Raw genomic sequence first — 23951 nt, 5'->3', positions numbered from 1 at the left:
TTGCACTTGCTTGCCTTTATTCAGAGTCATCGTAACATGATTGGAAGGGTAACAATAAAAAGGGCCTCCCGTTTTCGGAAAGCCCTTTCAAATATCGTAGTGAACTACTTAGTTTACTTCACTTTTAGGAGCCACAGATACATACGATCTGTTTTTCTGTTTTTTCTGGAATACAACCTCACCATCAATCAATGCGAAAAGGGTATGATCTTTACCCATGCCGACATTGTTTCCGGGATGATGTTGTGTACCACGCTGACGAACGATAATGTTACCGGCTTTTACGGTTTGTCCGCCCCAAATTTTTACGCCTAATCGTTTGCTTTCCGATTCGCGACCGTTCTTCGAACTACCTACACCTTTCTTATGAGCCATGGTATTTAATTTTTTTTATTATCCTACAATATCTTCAATTTGAATCTGAGTTAAATACTGACGGTGTCCGTTTTTAACCCTGTAACCTTTACGGCGTTTTTTCTTGAAAACGATTACTTTATCACCTTTCAGGTGCTCCAGAACTTTGGCAGTAACCTTGGCACCTTCAACAACCGGTGTTCCAATACTAACCTTTCCGTCGTTATCAATCAAAAGCACTTTCTCAATGTCGAAGCTCTCGCCTTCGGCTGTCTCCAAACGGTTCACATACAACTTGGCATCTTTCTCAACCTTGTACTGCGATCCGTTAAAATCAATAATTGCGTACATTTTTATCGAATAAAATATTTCATCCGGAAGGCGGAAAACCACTGGTTCTCACTTATCGGGCCAACTCGGAAACTTTCGGATTGCAAAAGTAGATAATTTTGAATGATTGCCAAATAATTAGCCTCAAAAAATTGCATTTCGATATCGTTTTGGGGGGCTGCAAGCACCGGGCCATCCGCTATAGTTGCCTTGTTTCGGGCCGGTGTCACTGTTTTTTCGCCGGGCTCCCTCCGGTCGCCGCCAAAAAAACGTTCCACCAGGGCCCTCACCGTCGGCAAGCTGCCGCTCCTGTCCCTGCCCCGCCAGGGAGGATCATTTTACAAAAAAAATGAACAAGATATTGTTCGCAGGACTTAACACCGCCCTCGTGCACAAGGACTGTTGGTAATGAAAAAGCCAAAAAATCCGCCCACCAGCATGCCCCGGGCAATATCGCCAAAGCCGGCAGCACCGGCATGATCACCTAAAAACAAGGTGTAAGCCAAACCCGCTACCGCTCCCAGGGCCATATAAACAATGGTTTTTTTTCCATGAGGAGTCCACACCCGACGTTTGAACCAACTTCCATTGGTTTTTAAATTCAGCGTTTCAACTTCTATTCTGTTCATGGATGCAAATATATAAATAAATAGATACAAATAGACTGGAGATAAAAGACTGAAGATAAAAGACAATAGACTGAAGACAAAAGACTGGAGATAAAAGACTGGTGTACAAAAGACTGAAGATAAAAGACTAAAGACCGAAAAAAATAGTAATGAAGAAATTGAGATTGATCCGAAAATTATCCCGTAAGGGGCAGCATTTCTACTGAATGACTTTTTCCTTAATGACTGCTGACTTTTCTTAAGCTCAGCCTGCTTCCTTTTCATAAAAAGCCTTTTTTGATTATTCAATGCCAAAACAATTTTTATCTTTGTTTGACTTGCAACACGATTTCAAACGATTCTATGCTCAAAATAAAATTAAATGTATTGGGGTTATCGGTAAGTCAAACGCAAACAGGTGCTTATGCGCTTGTTTTGGCCGAAGAAAATGGCGACCGACGCATTCCCATCATCATAGGTCCTGTCGAAGCCCAGTCGATTGCCATTCAGCTCGAAGGCCTGCACCCGCCAAGACCCTTAACCCACGATCTTTTTAAAAACATTGCCCAGGCCTTTAATATCGATCTGGTTGAAATTATCATTTATAAGCTGGAAGAGGGGATCTTTTATTCCGAGCTCATTTGCGAGCAAAATGGTTCCCGCATTGCAGTCGATTCCCGTACCTCCGATGCAGTGGCACTGGCTTTACGCTTTAAGTGCCCCATTTATACCAGCGAGGAAATCTTGTCGAAAGCCGGCATCGTCATCGAGGTAAACGACAGCGTCGACGAAAGGGAAGACGACGATGATATGTTCAGTCCCGAAGATCAATACAACACCAGCAGCATCGAAGAGCTTGAACAGCAATTAAAGGATGCCATTCAGGATGAAAATTATGAACGGGCATCGGAATTGCGTGATGAAATTCACCGCAGGAAAGAAAAAGGCAACTGAAACCGGTAGTGCTGAAATGGTTCAGCCTGTTCTTCGGGAGCCCGATGTCGATAGTATTAACCACAACAATCTAATAACAAATGAAGCGTTTAGGCTTGCTTCTGCTTTTGGCAGGGATTCTTCTTCTTAGTGTTGAGCCACTTTTGGCCGACACCGGCACCTTGGTTCAGAACGAGGTGGAAACAGTGCTCAACACCCCTCAGCCCGACAAGGCCAATTTACTGCTCGATATTTCCGACACCGGTGGCTTTAGCATGATCGCTGTTCTTCGCGGCTTGCTGGGCATTGTGGTGCTGCTGGCACTGGGCTGGCTTTTTAGTAATAACAAGAAAAATATTCCCTGGAAAACAGTGTTTGTTGGACTGGCCCTGCAGCTTGCACTGGCGATTGGCATTCTCAACGTACCTTTTATCAGGTGGATTTTTGAATTCTTCGGAAAAATATTTGTTGTCATACTCGATTTTACCGAAGCCGGAACCAACTTCCTTTTCGAGGGTTTTCTCGACGTCGAGAAATTTGGTTACATTTTTGCTTTTCAGGTGCTGCCAACCATTATTTTCTTTTCGGCACTTACCAGTGTGCTGTTCTATTTTGGTGTGATACAGATTGTGGTAAAAGGACTGGCCTATGTGTTTTCACGACTGATGGGCCTTTCGGGTGCCGAAGCGCTTTCAGTGGCCGGAAACATATTTCTGGGCCAGACCGAATCGCCGTTAATGATTAAAGGTTACCTGCCTGCCATGTCGAACTCCGAAATGCTCCTGGTGATGTCGGGGGGAATGGCCACCCTGGCCGGCGGAGTACTGGCTGCTTATATTGCCATGCTGGGCGGCGACGACCCGGTGTTGCGACTCGAGTTTGCCAAACACCTGCTTACCGCATCGGTAATGGCTGCTCCGGGTGCAATTATCTTTTCAAAAATCATAGTTCCTCCGGTTGGCGAAGTAAACAAAACGGTTGAGGTAAGCAAGGACAAGTTTGGCGACAACCCGCTCGAAGCCATCACTACAGGTACCACCGAAGGCATTAAGCTGGCGGTGAATGTGGCTGGTATGTTGTTGGCTTTCATTGCCTTCATTGCCATGTTCAACTTCATCATGAATAAAATCGGGAACATTGGCAATCTGAACGAATCCATCGCCCAGATGACCGATGGCCGATACGAAAACCTTTCATTGCAGTTTGTGCTGGGTTATTTATTCTCACCGGTGATGTGGCTCATTGGTGTACCTGTTCAGGATATCACCCTGGTGGGACGGCTGCTGGGTGAAAAACTGATCATGACCGAATTTATAGGCTATATCAGTCTGGCCGACATGAAGGCATCGGGCTTATTTTCAAGCCCTAAATCGATCATCATGGCGACCTACATCTTGTGTGGATTTGCTAACTTTGCATCCATTGGTATCCAGATTGGCGGAATCGGTTCGCTGGCACCCAATAAGCGCACCTTGTTGTCGCAATACGGTTTACGGGCCTTGTGGGCCGGAACGCTGGCCTCCCTGCTCTCGGCTACCATCATCGGAATGATTATGGGATAGAATCAGACGATAGATATTAGATACTAGATACTAGACTTTTGATAATTAACTATAAACAAAGAGATTAGGAAAGAAACTTGTTATAGTTGAAAAATAGTATTTTAATTCAAAACATTTCAGGACAATAATTATTCTCTTTCCTGTGTGAATCAATGACTTAATGACCAATGACTTTTTTTATTAGCGATGAAACAATACCTCGATTTATTACAGCATACGCTCGATAAAGGCATACGGAAAGAGGATCGCACCGGAACAGGTACGATTTCTACTTTTGGCTACCAAATGCGCTTTAACCTGCAGGATGGTTTTCCGGTGGTAACCACTAAAAAACTGCACCTGAAATCAATTATTCATGAATTGCTCTGGTTTCTTGCCGGCGATACCAATGTGAAATACCTTCAGGACAACGGAGTGCGCATTTGGAACGAATGGGCCGACGAGAAGGGTGAACTGGGACATATTTATGGACATCAGTGGCGCTCATGGCCCGATTACAATGGAGGCTCGGTCGATCAGATCAGTCAGGCCGTCGATGCTATTAAAAACAACCCCGATTCACGACGCATCATTGTCAGTGCCTGGAATGTGGCCGATTTGCCTAACATGAACCTGCCGCCCTGTCATGCCTTTTTCCAGTTTTATGTGGCCGATGGCAAACTCTCCTGTCAGTTGTATCAGCGAAGTGCCGATTCGTTTCTGGGAGTGCCTTTCAACATTGCATCGTATGCGCTCTTAACCATGATGATGGCTCAGGTATGCGGGCTCGAACCCGGCGATTTTGTGCATACCTTTGGCGACCTGCATATTTACACCAACCACATCGATCAGGTGAAACTGCAACTAACAAGAGAACCTTATCCGCTGCCGGTAATGAAAATTAATCCGGAGGTGAAAAGTATATTCGACTTTCAGTACGACGACTTTGAGCTGCTTAACTACCAGGCCCATCCACACATCAAGGGCAAGGTGGCCGTGTAAAAGTCAGTAAGTCATATACTCAGTAGTAAAAGTTACTAAGTTAATGTCTGGTCAATGACCAATGACTTTTTCTTTGTGCAATGAATCAATGACTTAATGACCAATGACTTTTTTCTTTTTACAATGACTTTTTCCTTTTATTATGACCATACACAACAACATATCCATCATCGTAGCCATAGCACAAAACTTTGCAATTGGCAAAAATAACGATCTGCTGTTTCATTTACCCAACGATTTGAAGCGTTTTAAAGCGATTACCACCGGAAAAACATTGATCATGGGGCGCAATACGCTGTTGTCGTTGCCCAAATGGCCTTTGCCCAATCGCAGGCACATCGTGATCTCCGACCAGATGGATGATTGCTTCGAAGGCTGCGAAGTGGTTGCTTCGATTGAAGAAGCACTTGAAAAGGTGAAAGATGAAAAAGAAGCATTTATCATCGGTGGCGGAATGGTGTACCGGCAGTCTTATCCGCTGGCCAGAAAACTATATCTGACTTTGGTTCACAAAGACTTCGATGCCGATGTATATTTTCCTGAAATCGACTATGATGAATGGAATGAAGCCGCTCGCGAAGACTACCATGACGATAAAAACAACTTCGACTATTCGTATATCGATTTGCTGCGAAAATAATAGGGGAGCATACTTCTTGCTACCGAAGGGGAGTTAGTAAAGGCCACATCTTATTGGAAAAGTCAAAGCAAAAGCAATTAAGAATATTTAGGTAAGCACATCTTGTTAATTGTAGTCGTAAAAGGCCTTTTTCAATACTCAATCAATGCATGCGGCAGGTAATAAACAAATTCGTCCCCATCTATTCAACACGATGCGTATTTCTTTGTTGTAAGCCTGCAAACTGTTTCCATTTGAAAGATAGTTTCTATTTTGGCATGGCTATTGACCAATAAGCATGCACGAAAAATAGAGCAGCTGACAAGACACTCTGTCAGCTTTAAATTTATATTTGTAATATGGGTGACAAAAATATCAAAGATAGCAGAGGGTTTATATTTACAGGAATGAGCGATGATGATTCCGATTTTGTGCCAATCATAGCCGATGGAGGGGAAGATGATTTGGTGGTGAAAGAACTGCCTGCGGTACTGCCAATTTTGCCGCTTCGAAATACGGTGTTGTTTCCCGGGGTGGTTTTACCCATCTCGGTTGGAAGACACAAATCGCTGAAACTGGTTCGGGAGGTTTATAAGAAGAATGGACTGATGGGAACCATGTCACAAATCGATCCCGATGTGGACGACCCTTCAGGAGATGACATTCACCGGGTGGGAACAGTTGCCAAAATTTTGAAAATACTGGAGATGCCCGATGGGAACACCACGGTAATTATCCAGGGCAAGCAGCGTTATCAACTCGAACAAATGATCGAGGAAGAGCCGTATCATGTTGCCAGAATCAGCAACCTGAACGACATCCAGCCAAGCGAGGGTTCTGCTGAATTTGAAGCCATTGTTGAATCGCTGAAGGACATTGCCATTAAAATTGCCAAAAATTCGGCCAATGTTTCTCCTGAAGCAACATTTGCTGTACGCAATATCGAAAATCCGGCTTTCCTTATTAATTTCATCTGCTCCAATTCGGAAATAAAGCTGAGTGAAAAGCAGGGCTTGCTGGAGCTCAATAGCCTGAGCGAAAGAGGAATTCAGGCCATTTCGTACCTTGTTCGAGAGTTGCAGTTGGTTGAATTGAAGAAGGATATCCAGTCGAAAGTGAAAACCGACATGGACCAGCAGCAGCGTGAATATCTCCTGCAACAACAAATGAAAACCATTCAGGACGAGTTGGGTGGTAACCCAATGGAAAAAGATATTCAGGACCTGAAAGAAAAGGCAAAGGATAAAAAATGGAATAAGGAGGTGGCTGAGCTTTTCGATAAGGAAGTTGATAAATTGCAACGATTAAATCCGGCTGCCGGCGAATATTCCATTCAGCTTACCTATGTGCAAACCCTGCTTGATTTGCCATGGAATGAGTTTTCGGAAGACAATTTCGACATGAAACATGCCGAAGAGGTACTCGACGAAGATCATTACGGACTGGAGCTGGTGAAGGAGCGAATTCTGGAACACCTTGCAGTGCTTAAATTGAAGAACGATATGAAGTCGCCAATTATTTGTTTGTATGGTCCTCCCGGAGTAGGTAAAACTTCGCTGGGAAAATCAGTAGCCAAAGCATTGGGACGCAACTATATTCGTATGAGTTTGGGTGGTTTGCACGATGAAGCCGAAATTCGTGGTCACCGTAAAACCTACATCGGTGCCATGCCGGGCCGAATCATTCAGAACATCAAAAAAGCAAAAACCTCGAATCCGGTTTTTATTCTCGATGAAATTGATAAAATATCGAAAGACTTTCATGGCGATCCCGCTTCGGCACTTCTTGAAGTACTCGACCCGGAGCAAAATTTTGAATTCCACGATAATTACCTCGACATTGAGTTCGACTTGTCGAAAGTTATGTTTGTCGCAACCGCCAATACCCTGAGTACCATTAGTGGTCCTTTGCGCGATCGCATGGAGTTGATTGAGGTAAGCGGTTACCTGGTTGAGGAAAAAGTTGAAATAGCCAAACGGCATTTATGGCCTAAGCAGTTGCGAAACCATGGCTTGCCCGAGGATTCCTTTAAGCTGAAAAGCAACGTTTTCGAGTTTATAATCGAAAAGTATACACGTGAATCGGGTGTACGCGAACTCGACAAACAACTGGCCAAACTGGTTCGCCGCCTGGCCCGTAAAATTGCTTTCGAAGAGGAAGTGGATAAAAGCATTGATGTGGAAGCGGTACAAAAATACTTGGGCATTCCCCGTTTCCTGAAAGAAAAATACCAGGGCAATGAGTTTGCAGGTGTTGTTACCGGACTGGCATGGACTGCCGTCGGAGGTGAGATTCTTTACGTAGAATCGAGCCTGAGCAAAGGGAAGGGACAACTGACCCTTACCGGCAATCTGGGTGACGTAATGAAGGAGTCGGCCATGCTGGCACTTGAATACCTTAAGGCGCATGCTGACGAACTTCAGCTCGAACCATCGGTTTTCGAACGCTGGAATGTGCATGTTCATGTTCCCGAAGGTGCAATTCCCAAAGATGGTCCTTCAGCCGGAGTTACCATGGTTACCTCGCTGGCTTCAGCTTTTACTCAACGTAAAGTGAAGAGTGGTCTGGCCATGACCGGCGAAATTACACTGCGTGGAAAAGTACTTCCTGTTGGTGGTATCAAGGAAAAAATACTGGCGGCCAAACGTGCCGGTATTAAAGAAATTATTCTTTCGGAGGAAAACCGTAAGGACATCGATGAGATCAAGGAAATCTACATCCGTGGACTTAAGTTCCATTTTGTTGCCACCATCACCGATGTACTGCAACTGGCGCTTTTGAAAACCAAAGTAGACAAGCCGGTGAAAATACAATAGCAGGCAATTTTGACCTGTCGAAGAATTATAAGAGATGCCACAGGTGTCTCTTTTTTTTCTTTCCATATATTTTCAACCAAGAAAATGACAGATGGACATATTTCAGGTAAAAATTGCTTCTTCTTCAATAATGCACTATTTTTCCAGACTGAAACAAGGTTCGCGGAGGGATGAGATACATGAAGATAAAGTGCTTCTTAATCCTTTTGTGGCTGTTGCCGATCGTTTTGCCTGTTTGGGGTGCAGGTATTTCAGAAGGCGATGCCCGGAAGGTAGCGGTCAACTGGCTGAACAGTCAGGGACTTGGTGTAAGTGAATATCAGATTGCTCATTTGCAAAGCCATACTGAAAACAAACAGGCTTTGTTCTACCTTGTGTCGTTCGACCCCGAAGCATGGGTGCTGGTTGCCGGCATCGATGCCCTGCAGCCTGTTCTGGCCTATGGTTTAAAAGGAAGCTTTCAGCTTGAAAATACCCCTGCCGAAGTTGGCGCATGGATTGAAGGGCTTGAAAGTGAAATTCGTGAAGCAGGGCAGCCAGGCTATGAACCTTCACCCGAAGTTACATCTTTGTGGACGCGCTACAGCACCGATGACTACCGTCCATTGAAATCGGACAACATCGACGAGGCAGGTCCACTGCTCACCACGACCTGGGATCAGGGACCCTTTTACAACGAGCTGGCACCAGCTGACCCTCTTGCAAATACCGGTAACGGGCATGTATGGATTGGCTGCGTGGCGACGGCGCTGGCACAGGTCATGAAATTCTGGTCCTTCCCACAAAAAGGTTTTGGCGAACACAGTTATTTTCATTCAAAATATGGAAAGTTATCGGCCGACTTTGCCGCTGCAAATTATGTTTGGGGAGCCATGCCCGATCATCCGCTAACCGAGAATGCACAAATACAACAAATCAGTTATCATCTGGCTGTGGCCGTTGAGATGGATTTTGGTCCCCTGGGTTCAGGATCCTACCTCGAAGATGCCATTCCGGCAATGATCAACCATTTTGGCTATTCTAATGCTCAGTATCTTCCCGAGCGCTACAAATGGGATGAACAAAGCGAATGGGAACAATTGTTAAAAGACGAGATACAGCGGGGCAGACCCTTTATCTACGCCGGCAACAGTCCGTCGGGAAGCAACGGTCATGCCTTTGTATGCGATGGCTATCGTGACAACTATTTCCATTTTAACTGGGGCTGGGGTGGCAACTACAATGGCTATTATCTTTTATCGGCGCTCAACCCGGGAAGCTCGAACTATACCCGGGAGCAATCTGCCCTGCTGGGGATCGAACCCGTCTATTCACCAATTAGTGCAATGCCGCTGGCAGCAGGTTTTGAGACAGGCAGCAGCAACGGTTTTTCCTTGTCGGGTGTGGCCGAAGTGAACAACGAAGTAAGCCATTCGGGAGCGTACAGCATGCTACTGTCGAAACCCGGATTTTCATCCTACTCAAAGAATACTGCAACACTCACCTTCACCGTTCCCGAAAACGGCCTGCTGAGTTTCTGGGTAAAACGAACAACGGCAGAACTTTCGACTAAGAACAATCAGCAAGCCGCAGTTTATTCACAATATGGTAATGAATTGTTGACCACCATCTTTAACGGCAGTTTCAGCGATGAAGCATGGCAACAATACCGTGTGTCGCTGGCTCAGTACTCCGGAAAGGTGGTACGCCTGCAATTCAGTCAGCAAAACTACGATTTTTACGATGAGCAATGGATGTTTATCGACGATGTAAGCATCAGCAACAGCAAACAGAATATTGAACCCCATGTACCCGGAAACCCCTTGCCGGCCGATGATACAACAAGAATTAGCATCCATCCGCTATTGAGCTGGACTGGTGGTGATCCCGATGGCGATCAGCTCATCTACAGTATTTATGTGGGGAAAGATGACAGTTTGAAGTTGATGGGAACGACAACTGAAAACAGCTTTCAACTTCATGGACTCGATCCTTATACAAGCTATAAGTGGCAGGTTGTTTCCAGCGATGCCTACAAAAGCAGCACCGGGCCGGTCTGGTCTTTTTCGACCAAAGGATTGCCGCCCGAAGTTGAAGTAGGCGATGTTCAGGTCTTATCTTCCAGCGAGGCCAATGTTTACGGGCAACTGATCAACAGCCAGGGCAAAGTGGTAAGCGAACGAGGCTTTGTTTTAAGCAAAAGTACGCATGCAGCCGATAGTGTGATTATTGTCGACAGCGATTCGCTACTTTTTAGTGCCAGCCTTCAAAAGTTATCGGCATACACCACGTATGAGGTCAAAGCCTGGGCTACAACGGAAGAAGGAACCGGATACAGTGAGCCTTTCACGTTTAGAACATTGCCTGCTCAGCCTGTGCTTGCACTTACAGAAGTTAGAAGTGTTTTTCGTACCGGGGCAGATATTAAAGGTCACCTTGAAGCACTCAACGATTCGGCTGTAACGAGAACCGGCGTGGTATGGAGCACCGATTCATTGCTCGATTTTGCTCTGTGGCGGCCCTTCGAAGTTTCTGAAAATTTACGCGATACCGGTTATTTTGAAATTGAAGTTAGGGGGCTGCCCGGGCCCGATACCATCTGGTACAGCTTGTTTGCCGCAAACAGTGCAGGCCTTGCTTACACTCCCGTTCAGCGTTTAATTACTGTCAATGCAGCTCCGCTGGTCAATCTTGATCAGGATAACAGTTCGGGAGCTCTTGCTAATGATTTCATTGGAACAGTGAGCGAACAATTGTTTGATGGTTTCCTGGCCGACAGCGATGTTTTAATTGAAGATGCAGATGGAGATACGCTAAAGTCAATTCAAATATGGATTGTTGATAAGCTGGAAAACCAGGATGAATTCCTTGTTTTTGCTGACAGCCTTTCATCTGCTCTTGTCTCAGGAAATTATAGTGATACACTCCTTGTTGACTTCAACGAAAGACAGTCAGCTGATGAGCTTCGTGACTTATTTCAACACCTGTATTATTTTGTCAATTCCGATGCTCCCGAAACAAGCACCCTGCGTAAGGTGGCAATTCGTGTGAGCGATGGCTTTGAATACAGCGATACGGCCATGGTCTTGCTCAAGGTAGAATCGATCAACGATGCGCCACTGAATACTGAAGAACCAAAACTTACCGGAGCTGCTGTTTATGGAGAAACGCTTTTTGCAGCAACGGGAAGCTGGTCCGATTCGCTCGATGCCTGTAACGCTGATTGGTCGTACGCATTTCAATGGCAAGTGAAAGATTTGAATGAAGAAATTAGTGAACTTGGGGTGACCGACAGCCTGCTGCTCTTAAATGCCGATACCCTGTGTGGAAAAGCGGTGAGGGCAAAAGTTATAATAAGTGATCAGGGTTGTGGCCATGAGCTGGCAGTGGAAAGTTCTGCTTTTACCGAATGGCAAACCATTGAAAGAGCAGGACAGCAAATTGTATTCGATCAGACAGATTCACTGGCATACAGCAAGCAGCCTTATGTGCTGCAGGGCATCGCAAATTCGGGTTTGCCGCTTGTTTACGAAACGACCACCGACAATGTCCGCGTTGCCGGCGATTCGTTGTATACTTTAGGCACTGGCCAGGCCGGATTGCTGGCACTTCAGACCGGAAATGCATGCTATCAACCGGCTGAACCACTTGCCAGTGAATTTGTTGTGGTGAAAGGAAGACAGGAGATTTTGCTTGTTGCCATCGACAGTCTTTACCCGTATGCCTCGGAGCCTGCTGCTTTCGAGGTGAAATCCACTGCGGGGCTCGAAGTGCTGGTGAGCAGCAGTGATACGGGCATAGTAAAAATTGATGGGAGTTATTTGCGACCCGTCAATGCCGGGCAATGCACGCTTTTGTTTGAGCAGCCCGGAGATGAGAACTTCCTGGCCGCTTCGCCTGTTGAATGGCATGTGAGCGTTGTAAAAGCAGATCAGTTGATTTCGGTTGCCGACAGCATTCACAAGACCTTTGGTGATGATGCATTTTTCCCTGAATTCGAAATAAACTCTGAACTGAAACCCGAAATTAAAATTGAAAATGAAAATATAGCAAGCTATGATGCTGAACAGGGGATCAGTATTCATGGCGCAGGAAGCACCAATGTTTACCTTTCGCAGGAAGGAAACAGCAACTGGAATCAAGGTAATGCTTCTTTTGTTCTGCATGTAAGCAAAGCAGTTCAACTTATTGAATGCCTTGCTCCCGATTCACTGGCCCTTGACTCAGTTTTGACAATAAGCGACTTCAGTGCCACGTCAGGCTTGCCGCTAAGTGAGTTGCTTGTAGTTGAAGGTGAAGGTGTGCTGGCACGTGGCGACTCCCTTATTTTTACGCTTCCCGGGAGGGTTGTTATACTGGCAAAGCACGGTGGAAACGAAAACTACCTTGCAGGCGAACAGCGCTTTGAATTCTACATTTACCAGTCTACCAAAGTCGAAGTGTTACCCGATTTATCATTTGAGCTTTATCCCAATCCGGCCGGCGAATGGGTTCATGTCGTTTTAGGTCATGACTTTGGAACTGTTGATTTGCAGGTGTTTGATGTCTATCGGCGGCTGATTACTTCATGTGTACTCAGTAAACACAACGAACAGATCAAGGTAGATGGCTGGTTGCCCGGTGTTTATTTCTTCGTTTTCGGATATCAACAGCAGCAAATTACCAGGCGCTTGCTTGTGAAGTGATTGTTAATCGGGCTGTTTTCTTGGCAAACTAACGGTATACATGACTTGTTATCTTTATCTTTGATCGAATCAAATTTTTGGAACCCACCATGGATCAGGATGTACTTTTTCAAAACAGTGTTGCACTGTTGAAGGAATTGATTGAAACTCCCTCGTTGTCGGGCAACGAAGCGGCGGCAGCGGCACTTGTTCGTAGTAACCTGCAGCAGGCTGCCATACCGTATCACGAAGCAATGAACAATACCTGGTGTTTCAACAAGTATTGGGACGATCAAAAACCGGTCATTCTGCTGAATTCACACATCGATACCGTAAAGCCGGTCGATGGCTGGACCTACGATCCCTTTAAAGCGACGCTCGAGGGCGATCGTTTGACCGGATTGGGAAGTAATGATGCCGGAGGCCCTCTGGTAAGTCTGTTGGCCGTTTTCAAGTATTTTTATCCCCTTCAAAACCTTCCTTTTAATTTAATTTTTGCAGCAACGGCCGAAGAAGAAAGTTCCGGTCCCAATGGCATGGCCTTTCTGGTGAAACAACTCGAAAAGGTTGATTTTGCTATTGTAGGCGAGCCTACACAAATGAAACTGGCGGTGGCCGAAAAGGGCTTGCTGGTAATTGATGCTGTAGCCAAAGGCAAAGCCGGACACGCAGCACGGGAAGAAGGGATTAATAGTATTTATTTGGCGATGAGTGATATTGAAAAAATAAAAAACCATCGTTTTGAGAAAATTTCCCCCTTGCTTGGACCGGTTAAGATGACTGTTACCCAGATTGAAGCCGGATTTCAGCACAATGTGGTTCCCGATACCTGTCGTTTTGTAATGGATGTGCGTACCAACGAGTGTTATACCAACGATGAAATCATCGAAATCATCAATGCTTTGGTTGGTAGTGAGCTAAAAGCACGGTCGACCCGCTTAAACTCTTCGGGGATTGACATGAAACACCCTTTTGTAAAAAAGGCCTTGCAAATGAATATCGATTGTTATGGATCGCCTACACTCAGCGATCAGTCTCTAATGACGTACCAGTCGGTTAAAATAGGACCCGGCGATTCCGCTCGTTCACATACTGCAAACGAATACATCGAACTGGAAGAAATCAGAAAGGGGATTTCTATCTACATCGATTTACTCAGCGGCCTGCAACTTTGATTGCGCTGCATTTTCAGTTTCGGGATTCGGAAGATGAATGAGATAGCGCGCTACAAAAGGCGACTTTCCTTCATCGGGAAAGAGGTATTTGGCCGTTCGTTTAAGGCTGAAATGCTGATAGCTAATTATGGTGTCAATTCTTTCTTGCCGGCTTAAAATATCGGCTTTTCCTTCTTCGTCGGTGAAAAACCAGGCATCGGGCATGGCCAGTGCTGCTTTCAGTTCTTCGGGGCGTTCAATATGAGCCGCCTGATGACGGCAGTAAAACAACAATTCGTAATTAAAGGAAAAATGCTTTTTTGCCGGAGTTTGATTGAACTGCATGGTATCGGCAGCTTCTTCGTCCCACAAATAGCTTAGATGTTTCAGCTCCGATTTCTGGTAGTTGTATAAGTGAATCTTGCTGTCGGGCAGTTGGTTCAGATAAGCTGCAGCCCTTGGTTGTGCCTGATAACCAAAAAGCACCGGCAATATCATCAGGTTGAGTAATAAGCCCAGAACAGTAAGTGCGGTAAGTGACCGTAGCAGGAGCCTGCGCTCGGTGTTATATTTCTTGGTTGTGTAATGCACAACTAAAAATCCTGTTGCAAGAAGAGGAAGCAGGATGGGTAGCTGCTTTTTTCCAAAGAAATAAACAGCAGCTGCTCCCAAAATCCAAATCAGTACAATGACTGCCTGCTGGATTTTAAAAAAGAGCCTGTTGTACGGCGCCAGCCGGTTCCATTCAACAGCCATGATGACTGTCATCAGCGGAAGGGCAGCCATCAGGTAATTGGGCAGTTTCGATACCGATATCGAAATTAAAAGCAAAAACACTACAAAACCCCAGGTAAGATACTGTAATCCCGGGGAAAGTGTTTTTCTGAGTCCGCGACGAATATGCTGGTAAAGCCCGGCAAAAAACACAATGGTCCATGGCAGGAGCAGGTAGGCCATGTTGTGAAAATAGAAAGTAGGGTCGGGGGTATGTCCCAGGTACGAACCGGTAAAACGGCCGATGGTGTTTCCAAAAAAGAAAAAGCGGATTCCTTCAAACCCCCAGTTGTTGTACATCTGGTAGAAAACCGGGCTGGCAACCAGGAAAGCAATGCCAATCATAAGCAGCCATCGCAGATTGAAAAATATCTTCCATTTTTTTTGTGAAAGCAGGAATGCGACAACCGACAAAAAGGGCAGCATAACACCAAAGGGACCTTTTGTAAGGAGACACAAACCCAGTGCAAACCCCGATAGAATCAGATGGCTGACATGTTGGTTCTTAATGTATTCATGCAAGAGCCATAAGGCAAGAGCCGAAGTGGTAAAAAGTACAGTATCGGTATGTAAATCCTGATTGTAAAGTATAAATATAACAGAGAAAGCAGTAAACAAGGCAGCCTTACGCCCTGCTTCTTTCCCGGCTGTACTTTGCCCAAGCTTGTAGGTGAAGAAGATGCCGGCCAGTGAAAACAAAAAAACAGGCAACTTGTACGAGAAATTCGAATACCCCAACAATTTATACGACAGTGCCGAGAGCCAGAACATCAGGTGGGGCTTTTGTTCGTAGGCTTCACCATGAATCTTTAGATCAATCCAGTTGCCGGTTTGTATAATCTCACGCGCTACATAGGCGTATTTTGAAGCATCGCGGGTTACATCGATAAACAACCCTGAAATGTAGATCACTGCCAGTATAACAAGCAGAAGTGTGAGATAGAGATCAGGCAATTTCTTATTCATATTTTGCAGACGTCTTCAGTTCAATTGGGGCCCTTCTTTCCTTCGCCTGTTTTAACCAGGTAGATTTTTTGAAAGGACTGTGCTCTGGTTTTGGGATTTAGTAATTTCAGGTTTACATCGGTAAGGTAATAATGGTCGAAGCTGTAAACCTTTTCTATATGCATGGCTTTTTGTTCAAGCTGTCTGAAACTATTCTCATCAGTCAGGTACCAGGCATCGGGATCTTGTGCAAGGGCCTCATCAAGTGTAATGTTTACCGGGTCGTCCTGATGCCCTTCGGTGATTATTTTATGCCCTTCGGTTTTGGCATAGAAAAAAAGCTCAAACTGTGCATAGCCAAAAGTATAAAATACTGCATCATCGCTGGCTTCCCGGTTGTATATTTCAGCGGCCCTGATCGATGCCTGGTAGCTGAAGAGCTGTGGCATCACATGGGCATTGATCACAAAAAACAAGGCAACAATTGAAATTACCGATGGAGCAACAATGCGTTGCCAACTTCCGCTTCCTCTCAGGCTTAGTACGATACCCGCTATCGCCAGCAGTAACAGAATGGTCAGGTAAAGCCAGTTGTGAAGAGGGAAGAGGTAAATCACGGCGAGCAGTGCAATGGCCCATAGTATGCCGTTTTGAACCCTTTGGAGTCGTTCTGTAAGTCGCTGAAATCGTGATTCATGATCGAAGATGCTGCCAAAAAACTGTGCGGCAGCGATGGCAAGCAAAGGAATGGCCGGATAGAAATAATTGGGTGCCTGCATACTGGCAAACGAAAGGATGATGATGAGCAAAAGTGCTGCTCCCAGTGTGTAATATTCCTTGTTGAAAACACTGTTTTTCTTAAATAAATGGATAAGTCGTTGTACAAGTCCTCCGGCAAAAAACAGGGCCCAGGGTACGGTGAAAACTACCAGATTGTATAAATAAAAGAAAGGATCGGCACTGTTACTGCGGTATTCTCCTGATATGCGCCCTGCATTGTTGGTCCACAAAAAGAATTTAGGTCCTTCCCAGCCAAAAGTGTCGTACAGTGTTTTCATATACGGAAATACAAGCGCTGTAGTGATGAGCAGACCAACCAGCCAGGCTGGGTGAAAAATTGAACGAAAATCTTTTTTTAACAGGAGATGTGATCCAAGGGCAAAGGCTGGTACAGCTAAACCGAGAGGCCCTTTACTTAAAACTGCCAGTCCGGTAAAAGCGAAACCGGCAATCAGATTAAGCCAGCAACGTTTTTCAACGAAAACTGCGAGTTGCCAAATGGCAACCGTGGTACAGCTTGCCAGAATTACATCGGTATGAAGATCGCTGTTGTAAAAGAAATAAATCAGGCTGGTTCCCATAAACATTGCGGCTCTTTTTCCGGTTTTCCGGTCGTAAAACATGCTGCCCAGGCGCTCAACGGCCAGTAACATCAGCAGGGAAAAGAGTAGCGGAAACAGTCGTGTGGTGAAATTATTGACTTCGCCAAAAAGGAAATAGCCTGCAGCTGATAACCACATCAGCAAGGGGGGTTTTTGATAATAGGGAGCCTGGTGGATGCTTAGTTTCAGAAACTCATGATCCTGATAGATGTTCTTACTGATGGCTGCATACTTTCCTGCATCTCCCGTAAAGGGAAGCGTCATTCCTGCAAGTTGTACCAACACAACAATCAGAATCAGGAGGAATGTTATTTGTTTATTGTATCTCATACTTTGTAGTTTCAAAATAAATAAAACTTTACGAATAAGCCTTAGTTTCGGCATTTAACATTTTCGTTATCTTGCTGTCTTTTGCGTATTTTTGTAATTCAATTTAGCAATTAAAGCCATGAGTGAACATAAAAAGCATGTTGAGAAAATTTGGGAAAAGGGAATTCCTGTTGATGAGCTAATCGAAAAATTTACCATTGGCAACGATCGGGAACTCGATAAGGTGCTGGCTCCCTTCGATGTAATCGGGTCGTTGGCTCATGTGAAGATGTTACATAGCATTGGTTTAATCAAGGACGATGAGTTGCCTAAGTTGATCAACGAACTGCATTCAATTTATCGGCAGATTACTCAGGGCACTTTTGAAATTGAAGAAGGAATTGAAGATGTTCATTCGCAGGTAGAGCTCATGCTCACACGCAAATTGGGCGATATGGGCAAAAAGATCCATAGCGGCAGGTCGCGCAACGATCAGGTGCTGGTTGATGTGAAACTTTATGCTCGAAGTGAAATAAGGCAACTGGTCGACCTGTCCGACGATTTGTTTCAGGTGCTGATTCGCCGCAGTGAAGAAGGGCGCGACGTGCTTATACCCGGTTATACCCACCTGCAGGTAGCCATGCCGTCGTCGTTCGGATTGTGGTTTGGAGCCTATGCCGAGAGCCTTAGCGATGACCTTCAGCTCTTAAATGCTGCATGGAAAATAACCAACCAGAATCCGCTGGGTTCGGCAGCCGGTTATGGTTCAAGCTTTCCATTGAACCGTCAACTTACAACCGACCTCATGGGCTTCGACCAGATGAACTACAATGTGGTTTACGCACAGATGGGGCGCGGGAAAGTTGAAAAAACAATTGCTTTTGCCCTTTCGTCCATTGCTGCAACCCTTTCAAAAATGGCTTATGATGTGTGTCTTTTTACCAGTCAGAATTTTGGCTTTGTTAAGCTGCCCGACAATATGACTACTGGTTCGAGTATCATGCCGCACAAAAAAAATCCCGATGTATTTGAATTGCTGCGGGCCCGGTGCAATAAATTACAGGCACTCCCGGTAAGCATTACATCGGTTACAAACAACTTGCCCAGTGGTTACTTTCGTGACTTGCAGATTGTTAAGGAAGTATTTGTTCCTGCTTTTGATGAGCTGAAAGATTGCCTGAAAATTGCTGCTTATGCCATCGATAATATGAAAATCAACAGGAATGCACTCGATGACAAACGTTACGACCTTATTTTTAGTGTTGAAGAGGTGAATAAACTGGTGAATGAAGGCATGCCATTTCGCGATGCATACAAGCACGTGGCTCAAAAGATCATGGATGGCAACTACGTACCGGTGAAAAAAGTGAAGCATACCCACGAAGGAAGTATTGGTAACCTTTGCAACGATAAAATTGCTCAAAAAATGGAGCAGGTTATTGCTGATTTTAATTTTGAGAAAGTCGATAAAGCCATCGCTTCCCTGCTCACGATTTCGTAATATAAAATTAACAAAGAATTGTTTGAAGGGTGGCGCTATCCAGATACATGTCCGGCTTTTCTTTCTTTAAGGCGTTGTAGGGTAGAAGAATACGAAATCAATACATAGAATAACAAAAATAGAAGATCGATGCTTTTTTGCACGAAAAAACCAGTATAAATTAGCTTCGCCTGTATTATCCCGTTTATTAAAGGATGTTTTATGTAAGTGGCATTAATAGAGCAACTTGGCCTTGTTTGCTTGAGTTGTGTGTCCAGTTGTCTTCTCCTTTTCTTATATTTAATACCTTGCCGTGTATTTTCAATCCATTGTTTTATATTTACAAAAATCCTACTTTTGATTTCACTTTTTAGGAAAACGGGATTTATTGCTTACTAAATGTAATGACATGATCAAAAAAGATGACAAATTAATTGTTGTTATTTTTGAGGTGTACTAAAGCAAAGGTATATGAAAAAGGAAATCGAAATGCAAATGGGATTGCCCTCGGCACAGGGTATGTATGATCCGTCGAACGAACATGATAATTGTGGAATTGGATTTGTAGCCAGCATCAAAGGGCTTAAATCGCACGATATAGTAAAGCGGGGACTTGAGGTGCTTGCCCGCATGGATCATCGTGGTGCCACAGGAGCTGATGCCAAAACAGGCGATGGGGCCGGCATACAAATTCAGGTACCTCACGATTTTATAAGCAAACTGGGGATTGATGTACCTGCACCAGGTCAGTATGGAACCGGCTTGTTGTTTCTGCCTAAAAACAGAAAAGAGGCCGATTTGTGTATTTCTACCTTTAAGAAGTTTTGTCTCGAAGAAGATCTCGATTTGTTTCATGTACGAAATGTACCCGTCGATTCAAAAGCACCTGGTGAAATCGCTCTAAGAACCGAACCAAAGGTGGTTCAGGTGTTTGTAAAGTCGATTGTGAAGCGCGAACAGGAAGCGCTCGAACGCAAGCTGTATGTGGTGCGTAAGTTGAGTGAAAATGAAATCCGAAATTCAAAACTGAAATACAAAAAGGCGTTTTATTTCCCCAGCCTGTCGACCAAGGTGATGATTTATAAGGGAATGCTAACCCCTGATCAGGTGCCGGGTTATTTTCTCGATTTGCAGGATCCTGCTTTAAAAAGTGCGATTGCTCTGATACATTCTCGCTTTAGTACCAACACATTTCCCACCTGGGATTTGGCACAGCCTTTCCGCATTGTTGCCCACAATGGTGAAATCAATACGGTAAAGGGCAACCGCCTTTGGATGCATGCCCGTGAATCGTTACTGAAATCGGAAGTTTTTGGCGATGATCTGAAAAAAGTACTTCCAATTATTGAACCTGATAAAAGCGACTCTGCCTCGTTCGATAATGTACTTGAGTTTTTATACATGGCAGGACGGCCGATGCATCATGCCCTGTGTATGATGATTCCGGAATCGTTCAATGATAAAAATCCGATCCCTGATAGTTTAAAAGCATTTTATGAATACCACTCCACCATTATGGAACCCTGGGACGGACCGGCATCGATTGTTTTCTCCGACGGACGTTACATTGGTGGTACGCTCGACCGAAACGGTTTGCGGCCTTCGCGCTACATCATCACCCACGACGATATGATAGTGATGGGCTCCGAGGTAGGTGTTCAGGATATCGCCCCCGAAAATGTGAAGGAAAAAGGAAGACTGCGCCCGGGAAAAATATTGTTGGTCGATACCAAACTGGGAATTATCATCCCCGACCAGGAAGTGAAAAAAGAGTTAACCCAGCGAAATCCCTACCAGAACTGGATCAATGAAAACCGTCTGATGCTCGAGGACATCGAGGTAAAACAAAGGGTACCTTCATCGATGGGGAGTGAGTATGAAACCTATCTGAAAGAATTCGGATATTCAAAAGAGGACGTGTCAATAATGATCAAGGGCATGTCGGTCAATGGTATGGAGCCCACTTCATCGATGGGAAATGATACGCCCCTGGCTGCCTTCTCAGAAAAGCCACAGCGTTTTTTCAACTATTTTAAGCAATTGTTTGCGCAGGTGACCAATCCGCCCATCGATCCCATACGCGAAGAACTGGTAATGTCGCTCACCAATTACATTGGCTCAGTTAATAAAAACATTCTGGAAGAAAACCCTGAGCATGCCAAAATGATCAGGTTTCGTCATCCGATAATTACCAATACCGACCTTGGTAAAATAAAGGACATCAAGGATGAGTACTTCACGCATGCCACCATTCCCATGGTTTTTCCTGCGAAAGAGGGAGAAAAAGGATTTAAGAAAGCACTGGAGAACATTCTGGCCCTGGCTGAAAAAGCGGTCGATGATGAGCAGAACTTCATTATTCTTTCCGACCGGCACATTAGCAAGGAAATGGCTGCGCTGCCTTCATTGCTGGTTACAGCTGCCGTGCACCATCACCTTATTCAGGTAAAAAAGAGGATGCAGATTGGTATCATAGTAGAAACAGCCGAAGCACGCGAGGTCATGCACTTTGCGCTTTTATACGGCTATGGTGCCAGTATTGTAAATCCCTACCTGGCTTTTGCAGCCATCGACGATCTGGTAAAAGCTGGTGAGATTGAAATGGAATATGGTGTAGCGCGTAAAAATTACATCAAGTCAATCGAAAAGGGCTTGCTCAAGATTTTCTCAAAAATGGGTATATCCACCCTGAGAAGCTACCATGGTGCACAGATTTTTGAAGCACTGGGAGTTCATCCCGATCTGATTAATAAATATTTTAAGGGAACGCCCAGCCGAATTGGCGGTGTTGGCTTAAAGGAACTGGCTGCCGAGGCCTTAATGTTTCATCAGAAAGCTTTTGAACAAACCAATGCGAAATTTCATTTAGAAAGCTCGGGCGTCTACCATTATCGCCGCGATGGCGAACGACATGCCTGGAATCCCGAAACGATTGGCTTACTGCAATGGAGTACACGAACCAATGATTATGCTAAATTCAAAGAATACTCAAGTCGCATTAATGAAGAAAATAAAACCCACTTTATCAGGGGTTTTCTAAAAGTAAAACCAGCGACGAAGCCAATTGATATCTCCGAAGTAGAACCAGTTGAAGACATTATGCGTCGTTTTGTAACCGGGGCCATGTCGTATGGTTCTATTAGCAAGGAAGCACACGAAGCGCTGGCAATCGCCATGAATACCATTGGCGGACGCAGCAATACAGGCGAAGGAGGCGAAGACCCCGAACGTTTCGGAACCATTAAAAACAGTAAAATCAAGCAAATTGCTTCGGGACGTTTTGGGGTGACCAATAATTACCTGGCCAATGCCGAAGAATTACAAATTAAAATAGCTCAGGGAGCAAAGCCGGGAGAGGGCGGACAGTTGCCCGGATTTAAGGTCAATAAGATCATCGCTAAAACCCGGAATTCAACACCCGGTATTACGCTGATCTCGCCACCGCCTCATCACGATATTTATTCCATAGAGGACCTTGCACAGCTTATTTACGACCTGAAATGCGCCAATCCTTCAGCAAAAGTTTCAGTTAAACTGGTAGCTGAAGCCGGGGTTGGAACCATTGCTGCGGGTGTGGCCAAGGCCTTCTCCGATATCATTATCATTGCCGGTCATGATGGTGGAACAGGAGCTTCTCCTGCCAGCTCGATAAAACATGCCGGTTTGCCTCCCGAACTGGGCATCTCCGAAACCCAGCAAACCCTCGTAATGAACGATCTTCGTCGCAGGGTGAAACTACAGGTCGACGGGCAGCTTAAAACGGGGCTCGATGTAGTAAAAATGGCATGTCTGGGAGCCGAGGAATTTGGTTTTAGCACTTCGGCACTCATTGTCCTGGGCTGTGTGATGATGCGCAAATGCCATTTGAATACCTGTCCCATGGGTATCGCAACCCAGCGTCAGGAGCTTCGCGACCGTTTCATTGGGAAAGCCGATTACGTGATCAATTTCTTCCGCTTTTTGGCCGAAGAGGTTAGGGAAACGCTTGCCGTGATGGGCTATACAAAACTCGACGAAGTGGTTGGGCGCCCTGAACTGCTCGAAGTAGACCAGCGTGTTCAAAACTGGAAATCAGAAAAAATAGATTTCAGCAACATCCTATACAAACCCAAAGAAGCTGAAATTTATTCCATACGCAATGTGCATCCCAATACGCTGAATCTTGACGACCACCTCGATCGCACCCTGATTCGTGAAGCCAATCCGGCCATCAAAAGCAAACAAAGGGTGTGGATCGAAAAAGACATCAGCAATGTGCAACGCGCAGTGGGTGCAACCTTATCGGGTGAAATTTCGAAACGTTATGGCGAAGCAGCCCTCCCCGAAGATACCATCAATTGTATTTTCCATGGTTCGGCAGGCCAGAGCTTCGGGGCTTTCCTCGTAAAAGGAGTTACATTCCGTCTGCAGGGCGATTCGAACGACTATTTGGGTAAAGGCTTGTCGGGAGGAAACATTACCGTCGTGCCCCGCTCAAAATCAACCTTCGATCCTTCAGAAAATATTATTGTTGGTAACACAACACTTTATGGTGCAACCGGTGGTAAAGTTTACATACGCGGTGTGGTTGGCGAACGGTTTGCAGTACGTAATTCAGGTGCCAATGCAGTAGTTGAAGGTACCGGCGATCACTGTTGTGAGTACATGACTGGTGGCCGTGTGGTTGTACTTGGTAAAACCGGACGAAACTTTGCTGCAGGCATGAGCGGCGGAATTGCCTACGTGCTCGATGTGGATGGTGATTTTGACTACTACTGCAACAAGGGGCTGGTTGAACTGACAACGGTTGAAGACAAGGCCGATGTGGTTGAATTGCAAACGCTTATTAGCGAGCATCTGATGCAAACCCGTAGTAATCTCGCAGCCCGGATTCTAACCAACTGGGATGAATACCTGCCCAAGTTTGTAAAGGTGATTCCTTTTGAATACAGGAAAATTCTCGAAGAAGATAAATTGCGAAGAATTGAGATGGAATTGCAAAAGTCGGTCGACGATCGCCGTCATGAGTAAAGCTGCCATCGTATAGTGAGTTGTAATTGCTTATTTTGAATTTGAAATTTA

At 45.1% G+C, this 23951-nt stretch carries 14 protein-coding genes; 9 read left to right on the top strand and 5 right to left on the bottom strand.

Annotated elements, in window-relative coordinates:
- Positions 1 to 108 precede the first annotated feature (108 nt).
- From rpmA to FHS86_RS12030, 3 genes are all read right to left on the bottom strand, one after another.
- Positions 109 to 375: a 50S ribosomal protein L27 gene (gene rpmA, locus FHS86_RS12040; protein ID WP_429413768.1), complete on the bottom strand. Its 267-nt coding sequence runs from the start codon at positions 373 to 375 to the stop codon at positions 109 to 111.
- 18 nt (positions 376 to 393) lie between these two features.
- The gene (rplU, locus tag FHS86_RS12035; RefSeq protein WP_429413765.1) at positions 394 to 705 is read right to left on the bottom strand and encodes a 50S ribosomal protein L21; all 312 of its coding nucleotides are present in this window, start codon (positions 703 to 705) and stop codon (positions 394 to 396) included.
- A gap of 353 nt (positions 706 to 1058) precedes the next feature.
- The gene (locus tag FHS86_RS12030; RefSeq protein ID WP_429413762.1) at positions 1059 to 1313 is read right to left on the bottom strand and encodes a hypothetical protein; all 255 of its coding nucleotides are present in this window, start codon (positions 1311 to 1313) and stop codon (positions 1059 to 1061) included.
- Positions 1314 to 1655: 342 nt separating this feature from the next.
- Here FHS86_RS12030 and FHS86_RS12025 point away from each other — a divergent pair, with 342 nt between their 5' ends.
- The 7 genes from FHS86_RS12025 (at position 1656) to FHS86_RS11995 (ending at position 14021) form a co-directional block, all read left to right on the top strand.
- Positions 1656 to 2246 carry a bifunctional nuclease family protein gene (locus tag FHS86_RS12025; protein ID WP_429413759.1) on the top strand — a complete coding sequence of 197 codons (591 nt, stop codon included), beginning with the start codon at positions 1656 to 1658 and terminating at the stop codon, positions 2244 to 2246.
- 80 nt (positions 2247 to 2326) lie between these two features.
- Positions 2327 to 3787 (top strand): NupC/NupG family nucleoside CNT transporter, encoded by a 1461-nt coding sequence (locus FHS86_RS12020; protein ID WP_429413756.1) that lies wholly within the window; start codon positions 2327 to 2329, stop codon positions 3785 to 3787.
- Positions 3788 to 3973: 186 nt separating this feature from the next.
- On the top strand, positions 3974 to 4768 hold the full coding sequence (locus tag FHS86_RS12015; protein ID WP_429413753.1) for a thymidylate synthase: 795 nt from the start codon (positions 3974 to 3976) through the stop codon (positions 4766 to 4768).
- Positions 4769 to 4910: 142 nt separating this feature from the next.
- Positions 4911 to 5408, top strand: a complete 498-nt coding sequence (locus FHS86_RS12010) for a dihydrofolate reductase (RefSeq protein ID WP_429413750.1) — start codon at positions 4911 to 4913, stop codon at positions 5406 to 5408.
- Positions 5409 to 5746: 338 nt separating this feature from the next.
- Positions 5747 to 8203: an endopeptidase La gene (gene lon / locus FHS86_RS12005; protein WP_429413747.1), complete on the top strand. Its 2457-nt coding sequence runs from the start codon at positions 5747 to 5749 to the stop codon at positions 8201 to 8203.
- A 179-nt stretch (positions 8204 to 8382) separates the two neighbouring features.
- The gene (locus FHS86_RS12000; RefSeq protein WP_429413744.1) at positions 8383 to 12867 is read left to right on the top strand and encodes a thiol protease/hemagglutinin PrtT; all 4485 of its coding nucleotides are present in this window, start codon (positions 8383 to 8385) and stop codon (positions 12865 to 12867) included.
- A gap of 89 nt (positions 12868 to 12956) precedes the next feature.
- The gene (locus FHS86_RS11995; RefSeq protein WP_429413741.1) at positions 12957 to 14021 is read left to right on the top strand and encodes a M20 family metallo-hydrolase; all 1065 of its coding nucleotides are present in this window, start codon (positions 12957 to 12959) and stop codon (positions 14019 to 14021) included.
- On the opposite strand, the gene FHS86_RS11990 is transcribed toward FHS86_RS11995, so the two are convergent.
- On the bottom strand, positions 13998 to 15740 hold the full coding sequence (locus tag FHS86_RS11990) for an ArnT family glycosyltransferase (RefSeq protein WP_429413738.1): 1743 nt from the start codon (positions 15738 to 15740) through the stop codon (positions 13998 to 14000). The two genes, FHS86_RS11995 and FHS86_RS11990, sit on opposite strands and share 24 nt — an antisense overlap.
- Positions 15741 to 15760: 20 nt before the next feature.
- A complete protein-coding gene (locus FHS86_RS11985; protein WP_429413735.1) occupies positions 15761 to 17431 on the bottom strand; it encodes an ArnT family glycosyltransferase in 1671 nt (556 codons plus the stop codon).
- 118 nt (positions 17432 to 17549) lie between these two features.
- Between FHS86_RS11985 and argH the strand changes: the two genes are divergently transcribed.
- Positions 17550 to 18911 (top strand): argininosuccinate lyase, encoded by a 1362-nt coding sequence (gene argH, locus FHS86_RS11980; RefSeq protein WP_429413732.1) that lies wholly within the window; start codon positions 17550 to 17552, stop codon positions 18909 to 18911.
- A 450-nt stretch (positions 18912 to 19361) separates the two neighbouring features.
- A complete protein-coding gene (gene gltB, locus FHS86_RS11975) occupies positions 19362 to 23900 on the top strand; it encodes a glutamate synthase large subunit (protein WP_429413729.1) in 4539 nt (1512 codons plus the stop codon).
- The last annotated feature ends 51 nt before the right edge of the window (positions 23901 to 23951 follow it).

This window comes from Roseimarinus sediminis (genome assembly GCF_050433125.1).
Lineage (GTDB): Bacteria > Bacteroidota > Bacteroidia > Bacteroidales > Prolixibacteraceae > Roseimarinus > Roseimarinus sediminis.
This window is presented reverse-complemented; position numbering and strand designations above follow the sequence as displayed.

Excerpts from the sequence above, each read along its gene's own strand:
- FHS86_RS12000 (WP_429413744.1), top strand. The coding sequence starts at position 8,383 with ATGAAGATAAAGTGCTTCTTAATCCTTTTGTGGCTGTTGCCGATCGTT.
- FHS86_RS12025 (WP_429413759.1), top strand. The coding sequence starts at position 1,656 with ATGCTCAAAATAAAATTAAATGTATTGGGGTTATCGGTAAGTCAAACG.
- FHS86_RS11995 (WP_429413741.1), top strand. The coding sequence starts at position 12,957 with ATGGATCAGGATGTACTTTTTCAAAACAGTGTTGCACTGTTGAAGGAA.
- rpmA (WP_429413768.1), bottom strand. The coding sequence starts at position 375 with ATGGCTCATAAGAAAGGTGTAGGTAGTTCGAAGAACGGTCGCGAATCG.
- FHS86_RS12015 (WP_429413753.1), top strand. The coding sequence starts at position 3,974 with ATGAAACAATACCTCGATTTATTACAGCATACGCTCGATAAAGGCATA.
- FHS86_RS11985 (WP_429413735.1), bottom strand. The coding sequence starts at position 17,431 with ATGAGATACAATAAACAAATAACATTCCTCCTGATTCTGATTGTTGTG.
- rplU (WP_429413765.1), bottom strand. The coding sequence starts at position 705 with ATGTACGCAATTATTGATTTTAACGGATCGCAGTACAAGGTTGAGAAA.
- FHS86_RS11990 (WP_429413738.1), bottom strand. The coding sequence starts at position 15,740 with ATGAATAAGAAATTGCCTGATCTCTATCTCACACTTCTGCTTGTTATA.
- gltB (WP_429413729.1), top strand. The coding sequence starts at position 19,362 with ATGAAAAAGGAAATCGAAATGCAAATGGGATTGCCCTCGGCACAGGGT.
- lon (WP_429413747.1), top strand. The coding sequence starts at position 5,747 with ATGGGTGACAAAAATATCAAAGATAGCAGAGGGTTTATATTTACAGGA.
- argH (WP_429413732.1), top strand. The coding sequence starts at position 17,550 with ATGAGTGAACATAAAAAGCATGTTGAGAAAATTTGGGAAAAGGGAATT.
- FHS86_RS12010 (WP_429413750.1), top strand. The coding sequence starts at position 4,911 with ATGACCATACACAACAACATATCCATCATCGTAGCCATAGCACAAAAC.
- FHS86_RS12020 (WP_429413756.1), top strand. The coding sequence starts at position 2,327 with ATGAAGCGTTTAGGCTTGCTTCTGCTTTTGGCAGGGATTCTTCTTCTT.
- FHS86_RS12030 (WP_429413762.1), bottom strand. The coding sequence starts at position 1,313 with ATGAACAGAATAGAAGTTGAAACGCTGAATTTAAAAACCAATGGAAGT.